The organism is Rhizobium sp. P2_G9 (assembly GCF_056403475.1).
This window is the reverse complement of sequence record NZ_JBFUFK010000032.1, coordinates 80,318-94,163: the sequence shown is the minus strand read 5'-3', so window position 1 is coordinate 94,163 and position 13,846 is coordinate 80,318. Positions and strand designations below refer to the sequence as shown.

Sequence of the window (13,846 nt, the reverse complement as noted above, 5' to 3'; positions counted from 1 at the left end):
AAACCCGCCGAACCAGAATAAGCAAACCCAAGCGTCGGGCCGGGAGAACTATAAGCCTGACGACTTCAACCGCTCCAACCGCCCGGTGCGGACCCGCATGCCGGGTGGTGTGGGAGGGGCGGAGCTGATTGGCTCCCCCCTATCCCGATGGTGGGTATGAGGTGCAACGCCTACGGAAGTGGAGGTGGCCAACCCCGCCGTTGCCGCGCCACCATCCATTGCGCCGCCGACATCATCAGCGCTGACCCGGCATAGCACCAGAGCCCCGGCTCGGTGAACGCATTCGCCAGCCCCGACGTCTTCGCCGCAGCAATGACGATCGCCACCAGCATCACATCCATCATCGACCATTTCGACAGAAACGGCACCAGCCGCGCGAAGAAACCTTGGCGGGCATCGGGCGCGGCAAGCGCCTCGGCCGCCACCGCCACCATTTTGGCGACGGGAAAGATGATCGAGAACAGCGTCACCAGCGTGGCGAGGAGATAGTCGCCATTGTCGTAGAGCTTGCCGATAATCCCGGTCAGCGAAGGATTGTCCTCGAAGAAATAGAGTTTTTCGAGTGTCATCAGCGGCAGCAGGATGCCGAGGGTGAAGAGGATTGGCGCCGCGATGAAAAACAGCGGCAGAAGCAAGGTCATCGGCGTCCCCATTCGGCGATTGCAATGCCGGCGATCACCATCGCCATGGCGATGAGGTGGAAAGTGTGCAGCGGTTCGCCGAGGAATAGCACGGAGAGCAGGATGCCGAAAATCGGGATGGCGTTGATGAACAGGCCGGCGCGGTTGGAGCCGATCAGTTCGACGCCGCGCACATAAAGCACCTGCGAGACGAGCGAGGGCACGGTGCCGGTATAGAGGACCGCGGCCCAGCCGATGGCGTCGGGGATGATGAAATGGCCGGCGAGGATTTCGCTCGCCAGCAATGGCAGGCAGGCGAGTGCGGCGCCGATGGCGGAAAAGGCCATCAGCGTCTTCCAATGCACGTTCGGTCTCCAGCGCAACGCGACACTGTAGCCGGCGTAGAGGAGCACGGCGACCAGCATCAATCCGTCGCCCAGACCGAGCGACAGGCCGCCGATCGACGTCAGCGAGCCATTGGTGGCGGTCAGTCCGACGCCGAGCAAAGTGAGGGTGAAGCCGAGGATCTGGGCCGGCCTGGCGCTGATCCGGAAGAGCAGGAAATTGCCGATGAAGATGAAACCGGGAATGCCGGCCTGCTCGATGACGCAGTTGATCGCCGAGGTATATTTCAGCGCAGTGTAGAGCAGCGCGTTGAAGCCGGCGAAGCCTGCCGCGCCATAGCAGAGCATCAACAGCCAGTGTCTGCGGATTTCCGGCCAGTCGCGGCGGATCTGGGTGAGCGAGATCGCCAGGATCAATGCCACCGCCATCGCCCAGCGGGCGGCGGAAAGCGTGAACGGGGCGATGTGGTCGACGGAAAATTTGCCGACCACGGCATTGCCGCCCCAGCCAAGCGTGGTGATCAAAAGGAAAATATAGGCTTTCAGGGAATTTGACATATATTCAGGCAGGGCAGGCTCATCGTGATCAGGCAATAGCCATTATCCACCGGGATTGTCACGCAAAAACCCGGCTTGAGGCACAATGAGGGGTCGCTTTCGCGGAACGGAAACAGTATATCTGCGCGGGTTTGAGAGGGCTTGTCGCCCTCGGTGTTCAGTAACAGGAAGTATCTGATGGCGAATGTGGTCGTGGTCGGCACGCAATGGGGCGACGAGGGCAAGGGCAAGATCGTTGACTGGCTTTCCGAACGGGCCGACATCGTCGTGCGTTTCCAGGGCGGCCACAATGCCGGCCATACGCTGGTGATCGATGGCGTCAGCTATAAGCTGTCGCTGCTGCCGTCGGGCGTTGTGCGCCCCGGCAAGCTCGCTGTGATCGGCAATGGCGTGGTGGTCGACCCGCATGCGCTGATCGCCGAAATCGAAAAGCTTGGCGCCCAGGGTGTCGTGATCACTCCGGAAAACCTGCGCGTCGCCGACAATGCGACGCTGATTCTGTCGCTGCACCGCGAACTCGACGGCATCCGCGAGGATGCGGCCTCCAATTCCGGCACCCGGATCGGCACCACGCGCCGCGGCATCGGCCCGGCCTATGAGGACAAGGTCGGCCGCCGCGCCATCCGCGTCACCGATCTTGCCGATCCCGATTCGCTCGGCTTGAAGGTCGATCGGCTGCTCACCCACCACAATGCATTGCGCCGTGGCCTGGGCGAGAAGGAAGTCAGCCATGCGGCCATCATGCAGGAACTGACCAGCGTCGCCGAGCGCATCCTGCCGTTCTCCGAGACCGTCTGGGCGCTGCTCGACCGCGAGCGCCGCAAGGGTGCGCGTATTCTGTTCGAAGGCGCGCAGGGCACGCTGCTCGACGTCGACCATGGCACCTATCCGTTCGTGACTTCCTCCAATACGGTGGCCGGACAGGCTGCCGCTGGCTCTGGCATGGGACCGTCAGCGCTCAATTACGTGCTCGGAATCACCAAGGCCTATACCACCCGCGTCGGCGAAGGACCGTTCCCGACGGAGTTGAAAGATGAGGTCGGCCAGTTTTTAGGTGAGCGCGGTCATGAATTTGGCACAGTTACGGGTAGAAAGAGACGATGCGGCTGGTTTGACGCGGCGCTTGTGCGCCAGTCGATCGCCACAAACGGAGTCACCGGCATCGCTTTGACCAAGCTGGACGTGCTTGACGGGCTCGATGAGCTGAAGATTTGCACCGGCTATATGCTCGACGGCAAGGAAATCGATCATCTTCCGGCAGGCCAGGCGGCGCAAGCCCGGATTAAGCCCCTCTATATAACACTGGAGGGCTGGAAGGAATCGACCGTCGGCGCCCGAAAGTGGGCTGACCTGCCCGCGCAAGCCATCAAATATGTGCGCCAGGTTGAAGAACTGATCGCGGCGCCGGTTTCGCTGCTGTCGACGAGCCCGGAGCGCGACGACACGATATTGGTGACGGACCCGTTTGAAGATTAATCGACGCGCGCCGGAAGGGTGAAAACCCGCCGGCGGGCAGCATTGAGAAAGACATATGGCGGATTTTATTGCAGTCATCCGACGCGCCGTTGACGGCCTTAGCGAAAACACGCCCGAAATGCGCGCTAAGGTCTATGAACGTGCCAAGGCTGCGGTCGTGCGGCAATTGGAGAACATGAAGCCGCGTCCGCCCGAGGCCATGTTCCAGCGCCAGATCGACAAGCTCGACGCGGCAATCGCCGAGGTCGAGGCCGACCATGCCGTGGCATTGCCGGCGGATGACATCGCCGCCGTTGTTGCCGAGGAATTTGCTACGGATGTGCAGGAGCCGGTGACGGTTCAGCCTGCCGAGATGCCGATCGCGGCGCAGTCTGTCGACGTGGCGCCCGTCGAACTGGCCGTTGCGGCCAAACCCGTCGACGTGCCGGTCGAGACGGCTCCCGTTGAGACTGCCGCGGTCGATGTTGTCGTTTCAGAACAGAAGCCGGTCGTTGAAACCACCCTAGACCGGCGTCATGGATCCGAGCCCGATTTTGTCGCGCCGACGCCGGTGCAGGTGGTCGAGGCTCAAGAGCCGCCGTCGCAGCCGGTTGTCGCATCCGCGCCTATCGCTGCGGAGAAGCTGGAACCTATACTGGCTGCGAGGCAGGAATTCCTGCCGGAATCGGCCGTTCCGCCGGTCGTGCATCGCGAGCTGATCCCGGAATCGGCGCTGCAGACCTTTGGTCAGATTCGTCGCATCGAGCCTGCCAAGTCGGCGGTGGTGATCGAATTGCCGAAGAAGCAAGTGGTCGAACCGGCGCCGGAACCGATCCACGTTCCCGAGGCGCTGGCTGCGGTTGAGCCGGAAGCCGACATTCCCGCCTATGCTACCAGCGACGCCGTTGTCGAGGAGCCCGTTGCCCGGCTGCAGCCGGAAGTGCGGCCCGCACAGCTCGACGTCAGCGTCGCGGCAGAAGCGATGACGGCGGAAGACCATATCGCCGAGCTTCTCGGCGGTGCCAAGGCTTTTGCTTCGCCGGGCGGTGCTGCGCGCCAGCCGTTTGTGCCGACCGCTGAGCCGCGCATGGCGCCGGCCGTCGAAGCACGGCGCGAACCGGCTTCTATCCCTGTCGCCCGACCCGTCGTGGTGGACAAGCCGGTACCGGTCGCGCTCGACGATGTCCGTCCGAATCGCACCGAAGACGCCGAGGCGCGCGTGATGCCCGTCGATGAGGCGCCGAAGCCGATGCCGCGGGTGTCCTATGACGAGAGCGATGTCGTCGAGGGTTTCAACGATTTCCTCAAGCAGGAGCTCAACCGCCAGGTCGTGCAGCCGCCGCCGAGCAAGGCGAAAAGCAAGGGCGATTTTTCCTGGGACGAGCCGTTCGACGACCTGCCCGATATTCCGAAGCCGGAAGCCTTCGAGAAGGCGCTCGAAGCCAAGCAGCAGGAGATCGAGGCAGCACCGGAAAAGCGCAAGGGCAAAGCGGGGCGCGCCGAGCCGGCGAGCGCGCGGGCCGAACTCGAGGACCTGCTCGGACTGGAGCCGACGCAGCGCAAGTCCAACGCCGATGCCGGTCTGCCGCCCAATTTCGGCCGCGGCGTTTCACGGCTGGAAGGCAAGGCGTTCAAGACGCAGGCGCGGAAGAAGTCCAGGCAGCGCGGCCGCATGCTGGCGATCGCGCTCGGCGTGGTTGGCCTGATGATCGTCGGCGGTGGCGCCTATGGCGTCTGGCTTTATCGCGACAAGGTGGAGAGCTTCGTTTCCGGGCTGATGCCGGCGAGCAAACCGGTCGATACCGCCGAGCGCAACCTGCCGGCGGACACCAAGACTGACGACACCAAGTCGGCAACGGTAGCCGACGCCAAGCAGCCGATAAAGAGCACTGAGCTCGCCTCTCTCAACACCGATGCAGGGCCGCAGAAATTTACCGAGCGGCTGATGCCGGACGGCACGGAAACCAAGACCGAGACGGCCAAGGTGCCGGTCGATCAGGCGCTGCCGGAAGGCAAGACCGTGGCGACGCAGACTGCCAAGGACAAGGAAGTGGCCGCGGCGACGCCGACGGATACCAAGACCGATACCAGCACCACGACGCAGCCGGCGCAGACGAGCAATCAGCTGCAGAACGACGCCCAGCCGCTCGGCGCGACGCAGAAGATGTTCCTCTATGAGGAACGCCTCGGCCAGACCTCTCCGGTCGCTGTGCCCGGCACCGTCGTCTGGCGCGAGAAGGCTGACACCGACGATGGCAAGCCGGATCCGGCGATCGAAGCCTCGTTGGACGTCCCCGGACGCAAGATCACGGCGCTGATCACCTTCAAGCGCAACACCGATCCGTCGCTACCGGCGAGCCACATCATTGAAATCGTCTTCGACCTGCCGAAGGATTTCGAGGAAGGCAATGTCGACAGCATCCAGCGCGTCGCCTTCAAGCAGACCGAACAGGACCGCGGCAATCCGCTGATCGCCGTGCCGGCCAAGATCACTGACGATTTCCACATGGTGGCGCTGAACGACGACGCCGATGCGCGCAAGGTCAATCTGGAACTGATGAAGACCCGCTCGTGGATCGACATCCCGATCACCTACCGCAACGGCCGGCGTGCGCTGATCACGCTCGAAAAGGGCGCGACGGGCACGGCGGTGTTCGACAAGGTGATGGGCGAGTGGGATGCGCTGGGCTCGCAGACGAGCACGAACCAGTGACATAGGTGCTTGGGGCTTACCCCCTCAGCCCTGCCGGGTAAGGGGGAGCTTAGGAGAATGAGCCTATTCTACCGCTCGTTCCTCTTCCCCAGATGCGCCTCCCAATCGAGCGCCGTCTTCACGATAAACTCCAGGTCATCATATTGCGGCACCCAGCCAAACTCGCGCTTGGCGAGCGCCGGGTTGGCGACAATCATCACGGCGTCGCCGGCGCGGCGGCCGGCATAGCGGATGTCGAAGGGCCTGCCGTGCACCTTGGTAACGGTCTCCAGCACGTCGAGAACCGAGAAACCTCGGCCATAGCCGCAATTGGCGACCAGCGAGCCGCCGCCCGCGCGCATACGCTCCAGGGCCTTCAGATGGGCGTTGGCGAGATCACTGACATGGATATAGTCGCGGATGCAGGTGCCGTCCGGCGTCGGATAGTCGGTGCCGAAGACGTCGATATGGTTGCGCTTGCCCAGTGCTGCTTCGCCCGCCACCTTGATCAGATGCGTGGCGCCGACGGTCGACTGGCCGGTACGGCCCCGGGGATCGGCGCCGGCGACGTTGAAATAGCGCAGCGCAGTATAGGTGAAGTCATGCGCATAGGCCGTGTCGCGCAGCATGGTCTCGGTCATCAGCTTGGATGAGCCGTAGGGCGATTCCGGGTTCAGCGGTTCGGTCTCGACCACCGGCTCCGCGCCCCGCGGCGTGCCGTAGACGGCGGCCGTCGAGGAAAAGACGAAATGCGGCACCTTGTATTTCACCGCCGCGGCGATCAGCGCGCGCGATTTCACGGTGTTGTTTTCATAGTAGGCCAGCGGATTGGCGACTGATTCCGGCACGATGATCGAGCCGGCGAAATGGATGATGGCGTCGATGGTATTCTCGCTGAACACACGGTCATGCAGCGTCTCGTCGGCAATATCGCCCTCGTAAAGCCTGGCTTCTGGCGGAATGGCCCAGCGAAAGCCGGTCGACAGCCGGTCGATTACGGCGACTTGCTCGCCAGCATCGAGCAGCGCCCAGACCGTATGGCTGCCGATATAGCCGCATCCGCCCGTCACCAGTACCGTCATGTCGCCATGTCTCCCGAGATCGAATTTGCCGCATCTATAGGCAATTGCCGGGGATTAGACAATTGCGGCCTCCCGCGCCTGCCGGTGGGGCTGGGGCAATCAACAGAAAACCGTTTTCAAAATGTCCGCCAGCCTCTATCCTGTCGCCATGAACTCGCCATCGGCCCAATCGCTTACGCTCAACGAGCTTTTCCAGCTTATGCATTTCTATGTAGAGGCGGGGGTCGACACGCTCATTGAAGACGAGCCGCAGGATCGCTTCGCCGAATTCGCTGCCTTGTCTGCGCAGCGCGCAAACGCGCAGCGTATGCCAGATGCTGCTGAAGCGCCCGCCGCTGCGAACCGCGCGGCACCTTCAAGGCCTGCACCGCAGCCTGCTGCGCGGCCCAATGTCGCAATCCCCGATGCCGAGGCAGTGGCCGAGGCGCGCAGGATCGCACTTTCGGCGGAAAGCGTTGGCGGACTTGCAGCTGCGGTCGCCAGTTTCACCGGCTGCAATCTGCGCAACAGCGCCCGCAACACCTCTTTCCTGCGCGGTGATCCGGCTGCCGACATTATCATTGCCGCCGGCATGCCAAGCGCCGATGACGACCGCGACGGCCAGCCATTTTCCGGCCAGGCGGGCGCGATGCTTGAACGTATGCTCGGCGGCATCGGGCTTTCGACGAATCAGGTGATGCTTCTTAACCTCATTCCCTGGCGACCACCGGGCAACCGCGCGCCGACCCCGCACGAAGTCGATATCTGCCGGCCGTTCGGACTGCGGCTGATCGAGCTCCTGCAGCCGAAAGCCGTGCTGGCGCTTGGCAATTTCCCGGCGCGCTTCTTCTCCGGCTCGATGGAGACCATCCACGCATTGCGCGGGCGATGGCTGGACGTCGATATCAACGGCCGCCAGACGCGTGTCATGGCGACATTTCATCCGCAGGATCTTATCGCTACGCCACCCTGCAAACGGCTCGCATGGCAGGACCTTCTGGCCTTTCGCCGCGAATTAACGAATTGATAATGTTCGTTAATTTGAAAAGAAATATTCCGGTGTGGCGCATAAGACACGGGCTTTGACACAAAGCCGACACCTTGTCCCCGTACCACGCTTCAGGTCTGGAATTTTTTGCGATGCAACATATTTATGTTGCGATGCAAAAGAGATTCGCCGTCGGGAGGGAAGGAAAGGAATATGCCATGCGCGACATTCGCCGCCCCATCCATTGCGGTTACGAGACGCTGAGACTGCGTCGCGACCCGATGCAGCGTGAAGTGCAGTTCAATCGGAAGCCCTTTCCCGCCAACGAACAGATCACGGCGCTCGGCTTTGCCGCGGCCCGTCGTCCGCAGGGATTTTGGGGTGCAGGGACTTCAAGATAAGCGACAGGATGTAAGGAATCGTAAGGGTTTGTCCTGCGTTCTTTTTGTCGCACCCACTTGAAAAGGCTCGGGTTGTCAGGCTTCTAACCGGGAATGTCGTCGAAGCAGCTTTTCATCGCTTAACGAATGTGCAAGAGAAATGTTGCAAATTCGGACGCAGGTGCAAAACGTACCGGGACGACGAATAAAGGCCTGACGATTTTCCGGGCGAGGAAATCGGGCAGGCGTTGTTGCCTGCCGGAAACGGGGTAGCAGCATAGATATGCGCTGCCGGAGGGAATTTGAGTGACATGCGTCAAGCGGTAATAAACACCACGACACTGGCCCGGATGACGAAATTTGCGGCCAGCACGGCGATCGCTTTGTCTTTCGCTTTGGTTACGGGGTGTACTTCGGCAGTGCCGAACAACGGCCCCATAGCATCGGTCGTCGAGGATTCGGCGGTTCCGAAGTCCGCCTACCAGATCCCCACGAGCAAGACGGCCTATGATGTCGTCGATGTTGATGAGCGGGTCGCTAATTCGGTGACGGCGCTCGGCCAGCCGTCGCTGGCCAGGACCTTTGGCCTGGGCGGCGCGCCCGGAACGCCGGTTGTCGGCGTTGGCGACGAATTGCAGGTGACGATCTTCGAAGCCGGCCCGGACGGCCTGTTCTCGACCACCCAGCACAAGTCGACCACTATTCCCGTCATCGTCCAGCCTGATGGCTATGGGCAGATTCCCTATACTGGCCAGGTGAAATTCGCCGGCAAGACCTTGGAAGGGGCGCGCGAGGAAATCGTCGCCGCGCTGAAAGCCAAGGCCGTCGAGCCCGATGTCATCGTGAATATGTCGAAGAACACGTCGCGCACGGCGTCGGTCCAGGGCGATGTGCGTCAGCCGCAGCTGGTGCAGCTTGGCCTGTCGCCGGCGCCGCTGACCAGCGTGATTGCCGAAGCCGGCGGCGCCGCCAAGGCGTCCTACGATACCTATGTGACGCTGACCCGCGGCCACAGGTCCAGCACCGTGCTGCTGCAGAGCGTGATCGATAACCCCAAGGAAGATATCTACATCATTCCACGGGACAAAATCTTCCTCACCTACGATCCGCAGACTTTCTCGGCGCTCGGCGCCAGTGAAAAGGCCGGCCGCATTCCGTTCGAGACCAGCTCGCTCAGCTTGGTCGAGGCGACCGCGCTTGCCGCCGGCGCCAATCCGGTCCTCGCAGATCCCAAGGGCTACTTCATCTTCCGTTACGAATATGAGGCGGTCTATCGGCAGGTGGTCGGCGAAAGCCGGTTCAACGAGCTGCTTCGCAAGGGCATGATGGCCAACAAGGATGGTCGCTATCCGATCGTCTACCGCATCGACATGGCCGATCCGCAGAGCTATATTATCGCCCAGTCGTTCCCGGTGCGGAGCAAGGACGTGCTCTATCTCGCGCATCACCTGGCGACCGATTTTATCAAGTTCACCAACGTGATCGCGACACCGGTCAGCATTGCGCGCAACGTCCAGTCGATCAGCAATCTGGCAAATCGCAACTGATGGTGGCGATGTTGGCAGCGGAGACAACAGGGGCCTGAGCCCGATGACGGAAAGCCAAGGCCGGCCGCTCTATGCAGTGACCTCGCTCGGGCTCTGGAAGCAGCGCGCCGACCTTGCGATGATCCTCGAAGCCGATATAGCTCCCTGGCCGCTGGTCGGGCCGCGACGGATCGACGGCTTCGTCGGCTGGGGCCGGCGGCCGTCCGGCGCCAAGGCTGCGGCCCTCGGCGCCCGCCACGGCAAGCCGGTGATCACGCTCGAAGACGGGTTCCTCAAGAGCTACGCGCCGGGCCCACTCGAACCGGCGCATTCCTACGTCGTCGACCGCAGCGGCATCTATTTCAATTCCGCCGAGGACAATGATCTCGATCGCCTGCTCGATGGTCCCGCCCCCGATGCGGCCGGGCTTGCGCGGGCGGGGGCGGCGATCGGCCTGATCCGTGAGAGCCGACTGTCGAAATACAACAATTCACCGATGCGGGACCTCGACGAATCGGGGCTGCCGATGGGGAAACCCTTCGTGCTTATGGTCGATCAGGTCGCGGGCGACGCTTCGATCATCGGTGCCCTTGCCGACGATAACCGGTTCGGCAGCATGCTGGAACACGCGCATGCGACCTATCCCGGGGCGACGATCGCGGTTCGGGTCCATCCGGCCGCCGGCGATCGCAGCATGCTGGTGCAGGCGGCCCGCAAGTTTGGCATCGCGATCACCGTCCCGCAGCGCATGAATCCCTGGCCGCTCCTCGAAGCGGCAGAGGCGGTCTATACCGTTTCCAGCCACCTTGGTTTCGAGGCGCTGATGGCCGGCCGAAAAGTGCACTCGTTCGGCGTGACTTATTATTCGCATCGCGGTCTGACCGAGGACCATTGCGCGATCCCCGCGCCACGCAAACCTGCATCGCTCGAAGAGATCTTCCACGCCGTCTATATCGGCTATTCCCACTATCTCGACCTGCATGACCGGCGACCGGTGCAATTGGAGACGGCGATTGCTCAGTTGAGGACCGTGCGCGACCAGCGCAATCAGATCGGCCGTCGCGTCTATACCGGCGGGCTGTCGCCTTGGAAGCGGCGGGCGCTCGATCCGTTCGTGCGCGGGCCGGAAGGGGCGGCAGTGCATTGCCAGCGCATGTCCGAGGCGGTGCGGCAGGCCTCGGAGAAGGGCGGGCAGATTGCACTCTGGGGATCGGGCCGGCCGTTGCCGCAGGGCGTGTCGTCCATGCGGTTCGAAGACGGTTTCATCCGCTCGCGGGGACTGGGCGCCAATCTGGCGCTGCCCTCATCGCTCGCCATGGACGGCGACCATGTCTATTACGACGCGCGGGGCGAAAGCCGGCTCGAGCGGATCATTGCCACGCACCCGTTTCCGGAAGAGCTCACGGCGCGCGCGGCCCGGCTGGTCGAGACGATCGTGCGGCTGGGCGTCTCCAAATACAATGTCGGCGGCGCTGTGGCGCTGCCGCAACCTGAGCCGGGTCGCCTGAAAATCCTTATCCCCGGCCAGGTGGAGAAGGATGCCTCGATCCGCTTCGGCTCGCCCGCGGTGAAGACCAACAAAGGCCTGGTCAGCGCGGTGCGGAAACTGTATCCGGACGCTTTCCTTGCCTACAAGGAGCATCCCGACGTCAGCGGCGGCGTCCGCTCGGGCGGCGAGACGCCCGACGAGGCCGACATCGTCGTCCGGGACGGAGACATCAAGGACTGGATCGCCTGGTGCGACCGGCTCGAAACGATGACCTCGCTCGCCGGCTTCGAAGCGCTGATCCGTGGCAAGCCGGTCGGCGTCCATGGCATCCCGTTCTATGCCGGCTGGGGGCTGACCGACGACAGGCTGGCCGTGCCGAGGCGCAGCCGCAGGATCACCGTGGACATGCTGGGCGCCGCCGCGCTGATCCTTTATCCCTTCTATATCCATCCGCTGAGCGCCATGCCCTGCACTCCCGAAGAGCTTGTCGAGGAGATCGCCCTGAAGCGGATTGTGAAAACTTCTATGTTGCGCCGCCTGCGGCAGAGCGTCGCGCAATCAATTAATCGTGCAGCCGTCAAAATCCGTGATGCCCGAAATTAGGGCAGGCTGTCCCGATTTTGCACAGATTAGTGGGCTTCTACACCTATGGTTAACGGCCACAAGTGTTTGATTTCGTGAAAAAACTGTTAAAATGTGGCGAAATTCCGTCCTTTGTGCGGTGCAAAAACTTTAACTTTTGGTAATGATTGGCCGATAGGGTTCTGCGACGAGGCGGGCTAAGCCGGCTGTGGCATTGTTACATCAGCTGATAAGGAGCTGTCAGCACGCGGTTGAAATACCGTCTACGGTATGTAAGACCAACGCGAGCGGGTTTTCTTCTAGATAAGATTGAAGCAACTTCGACATGACCATGCCTTTTGACGAAAGAAGCCAGGACGCGGTCAATTCCCGTGGGACGCGGGATACCGAGGCCGGCAAGTCGAAGAGCTTGATAACGCTTCCATTTATGGGGCGTGCCAAGCATCGCTTTCCCAACAAGAATGCGCCGCGCGTGGTTCTCCTGCAGGGTCCGGTCGGCAGCTTTTTCCGCCGCGCACAGGAGCATCTCAACGCCAATGGTTTTGACGCCTGGCGGATTTGCTTCAACGCCGGCGACCGCATGGGTTCGCGCGGCGACAAGGTGATGAATTTCTCCGGCTCGCCGGAAAGCTGGCGCAGCTGGTTCACGGCGATCATCAAGGAGAACGGTTTCGATGCCGTCGTCCTGTTCGGCTCCGAGCGCATCATCCATCGCGTCGCCGTCGAATGCGCCGAACAGTGCGGCATTCCAGCGCTTTGCCTCGAAGAGGGCTATATCCGACCAGGCTATGTGACAATGGAGCTCGGCGGCAACAATTGGCGCTCGCCGCTTGCCGGCCAGCTGCCGCCGCCGGAATTCAATTCGCCGCGTAGCGCCGGCCCGAAAGCCTTGCCGCAGCCCGGTTCGTTCAGCGCCATGGCCTGGGGCGCTTTCCAGTATTTCACCATCCGCGCGCTGATCTCGACGCCCGGCGAGCGCCGCCTGTTCCACAAGCAGAAGCGGACGCTGGTGTCGGAAGGTTTTTACTGGATCAAGAATTATTACCGCAAATTCGCCCATGTCGGCCGCAATTACCGGGTTTCTGAGCGCATTCTTGAACATCATGACAAGCGCTTCTTCATCGTGCCGCTGCAGGTGCATGACGATACCCAGCTGGGCCGTGCGGCCAACAGCTGGAACAACCAGAAGCTCATTCTGAAGACCATCGTCTCCTTTGCTCGTAACGCGCCGGAAGACTATCAGCTGGTGTTCAAGATCCATCCGATGGAGCGCGGCCATACGCGCGACTGGAACTTCATCCGCCAGGTCAGCCAGCTCAACGACGTCAAGGATCGTGTGCATGTGCTCGACGGCGGCTCGCTCAGCCTGCTCACGCGCCATTCGGCCGGCATGATCACCATCAATTCGACCTCGGGTCTGTCGGCACTGCATCATGGCGTGCCGCTGGCGGTGATGGGGCAGGCGCTCTACCGTCACAAGGACCTCGCCTTCTGCGTCGAGAAGGGCATGGATCTCGACAAGTTCTGGACCAACAGTTTCGTCGCGCCGGAAGGCGTGCGTCATCGCTATCTCAGCTGGGTTCATCATGAATGCCTCGCCGGCGGCGATTTCTACGCCAAGGATGGCATGGAGGCAGCCGTTCTGTCGCTGACGAACAAGCTTACCAAGGCGCTGGAAGCAGAGCCGGTGCCGGAAAAATCAGCCGAGATCATCACCGCCGTCTTCGGCCAGCAAGCCAAACAGAATACCGATAAATAGACGGCGTTCCCGGAGGAGGAAGCAAAAGGCCCGGCACTGACCGGGCCTTTTGCTTTTTGACAATCCGGAGGCGATGTGGAGAATTAGGGATTGCCTTTCGCCAGCAACCGGAGATTCGATGAAGCGGGAGTTCGTCCTTGTCGAACAGGCGGCAAAGGATTGGTTCAAAGGTCGCTAGATTTGTCGCTGCATATGATGCGCCGAAGGAAGAATTCGTCCTGACCCGGTCATCATCGAAGCCAGCACGCTTATTGATCGTCACGCAGAGTGAGGCTGTAATCGCTGCTTGCCGATAGTACTGCGTTGCGGAAACGCCGTTGCCGGGTCTTATTTCCCTTCACGCCTTGTTTCGGCCACTGATAGAGACTATATCTCTTCTATTGACTTCTGCT

At 61.8% G+C, this 13,846-nt stretch carries 10 protein-coding genes; 7 read left to right on the top strand and 3 right to left on the bottom strand.

Translation table 11 applies throughout. The features are described from left to right. Positions 1-170: 170 nt before the first annotated feature. Together AC1DYF_RS24755 and AC1DYF_RS24750 are read right to left on the bottom strand one after the other, a co-directional pair. Entirely contained in the window at positions 171-641 is a 471-nt protein-coding gene (locus AC1DYF_RS24755) for a paraquat-inducible protein A (RefSeq protein WP_477879466.1), read from the bottom strand. Beyond that, positions 638-1,522, bottom strand: coding sequence for a DMT family transporter (locus tag AC1DYF_RS24750; protein WP_477879479.1), 885 nt, complete (start codon positions 1,520-1,522; stop codon positions 638-640). Before AC1DYF_RS24750 ends, AC1DYF_RS24755 begins: the two co-directional genes overlap by 4 nt. 177 nt (positions 1,523-1,699) lie before the next feature. Here AC1DYF_RS24750 and AC1DYF_RS24745 point away from each other — a divergent pair, with 177 nt between their 5' ends. Together AC1DYF_RS24745 and AC1DYF_RS24740 are read left to right on the top strand one after the other, a co-directional pair. After that, a complete protein-coding gene (locus AC1DYF_RS24745; protein ID WP_477879464.1) occupies positions 1,700-2,998 on the top strand; it encodes an adenylosuccinate synthase in 1,299 nt (432 codons plus the stop codon). A gap of 55 nt (positions 2,999-3,053) precedes the next feature. Next, a complete protein-coding gene (locus AC1DYF_RS24740) occupies positions 3,054-5,690 on the top strand; it encodes a hypothetical protein (protein WP_477879462.1) in 2,637 nt (878 codons plus the stop codon). A 68-nt stretch (positions 5,691-5,758) separates the two neighbouring features. On the opposite strand, the gene galE is transcribed toward AC1DYF_RS24740, so the two are convergent. After that, positions 5,759-6,751 carry a UDP-glucose 4-epimerase GalE gene (gene galE, locus AC1DYF_RS24735; protein WP_477879460.1) on the bottom strand — a complete coding sequence of 331 codons (993 nt, stop codon included), beginning with the start codon at positions 6,749-6,751 and terminating at the stop codon, positions 5,759-5,761. 121 nt (positions 6,752-6,872) lie between these two features. Between galE and AC1DYF_RS24730 the strand changes: the two genes are divergently transcribed. The 5 genes from AC1DYF_RS24730 to AC1DYF_RS24710 all read left to right on the top strand — a co-directional run bounded on the left by AC1DYF_RS24730 (position 6,873) and on the right by AC1DYF_RS24710 (position 13,454). Next, positions 6,873-7,757: a uracil-DNA glycosylase gene (locus AC1DYF_RS24730; protein WP_477879459.1), complete on the top strand. Its 885-nt coding sequence runs from the start codon at positions 6,873-6,875 to the stop codon at positions 7,755-7,757. A 179-nt stretch (positions 7,758-7,936) separates the two neighbouring features. Further along, positions 7,937-8,119 carry a hypothetical protein gene (locus AC1DYF_RS24725; RefSeq protein WP_477879457.1) on the top strand — a complete coding sequence of 61 codons (183 nt, stop codon included), beginning with the start codon at positions 7,937-7,939 and terminating at the stop codon, positions 8,117-8,119. Between the two features lie 290 nt (positions 8,120-8,409). Next, complete coding sequence (locus tag AC1DYF_RS24720) at positions 8,410-9,645, top strand: polysaccharide biosynthesis/export family protein (RefSeq protein WP_477879477.1); 1,236 nt, start codon at positions 8,410-8,412, stop codon at positions 9,643-9,645. A gap of 43 nt (positions 9,646-9,688) precedes the next feature. Then, the gene (locus tag AC1DYF_RS24715; protein ID WP_477879455.1) at positions 9,689-11,716 is read left to right on the top strand and encodes a capsular polysaccharide biosynthesis protein; all 2,028 of its coding nucleotides are present in this window, start codon (positions 9,689-9,691) and stop codon (positions 11,714-11,716) included. A gap of 304 nt (positions 11,717-12,020) precedes the next feature. Continuing rightward, complete coding sequence (locus tag AC1DYF_RS24710) at positions 12,021-13,454, top strand: capsular polysaccharide export protein, LipB/KpsS family (RefSeq protein ID WP_477879454.1); 1,434 nt, start codon at positions 12,021-12,023, stop codon at positions 13,452-13,454. Positions 13,455-13,846: the final 392 nt, after the last annotated feature.

What these genes read in the sequence shown, in the direction of transcription:
- AC1DYF_RS24755 (WP_477879466.1), bottom strand. Translation starts at nt 641, where the DNA reads ATGACCTTGCTTCTGCCGCTGTTTTTCATCGCGGCGCCAATCCTCTTC.
- AC1DYF_RS24750 (WP_477879479.1), bottom strand. Translation starts at nt 1,522, where the DNA reads ATGTCAAATTCCCTGAAAGCCTATATTTTCCTTTTGATCACCACGCTT.
- AC1DYF_RS24745 (WP_477879464.1), top strand. Translation starts at nt 1,700, where the DNA reads ATGGCGAATGTGGTCGTGGTCGGCACGCAATGGGGCGACGAGGGCAAG.
- AC1DYF_RS24740 (WP_477879462.1), top strand. Translation starts at nt 3,054, where the DNA reads ATGGCGGATTTTATTGCAGTCATCCGACGCGCCGTTGACGGCCTTAGC.
- galE (WP_477879460.1), bottom strand. Translation starts at nt 6,751, where the DNA reads ATGACGGTACTGGTGACGGGCGGATGCGGCTATATCGGCAGCCATACG.
- AC1DYF_RS24730 (WP_477879459.1), top strand. Translation starts at nt 6,873, where the DNA reads ATGTCCGCCAGCCTCTATCCTGTCGCCATGAACTCGCCATCGGCCCAA.
- AC1DYF_RS24725 (WP_477879457.1), top strand. Translation starts at nt 7,937, where the DNA reads ATGCGCGACATTCGCCGCCCCATCCATTGCGGTTACGAGACGCTGAGA.
- AC1DYF_RS24720 (WP_477879477.1), top strand. Translation starts at nt 8,410, where the DNA reads ATGCGTCAAGCGGTAATAAACACCACGACACTGGCCCGGATGACGAAA.
- AC1DYF_RS24715 (WP_477879455.1), top strand. Translation starts at nt 9,689, where the DNA reads ATGACGGAAAGCCAAGGCCGGCCGCTCTATGCAGTGACCTCGCTCGGG.
- AC1DYF_RS24710 (WP_477879454.1), top strand. Translation starts at nt 12,021, where the DNA reads ATGACCATGCCTTTTGACGAAAGAAGCCAGGACGCGGTCAATTCCCGT.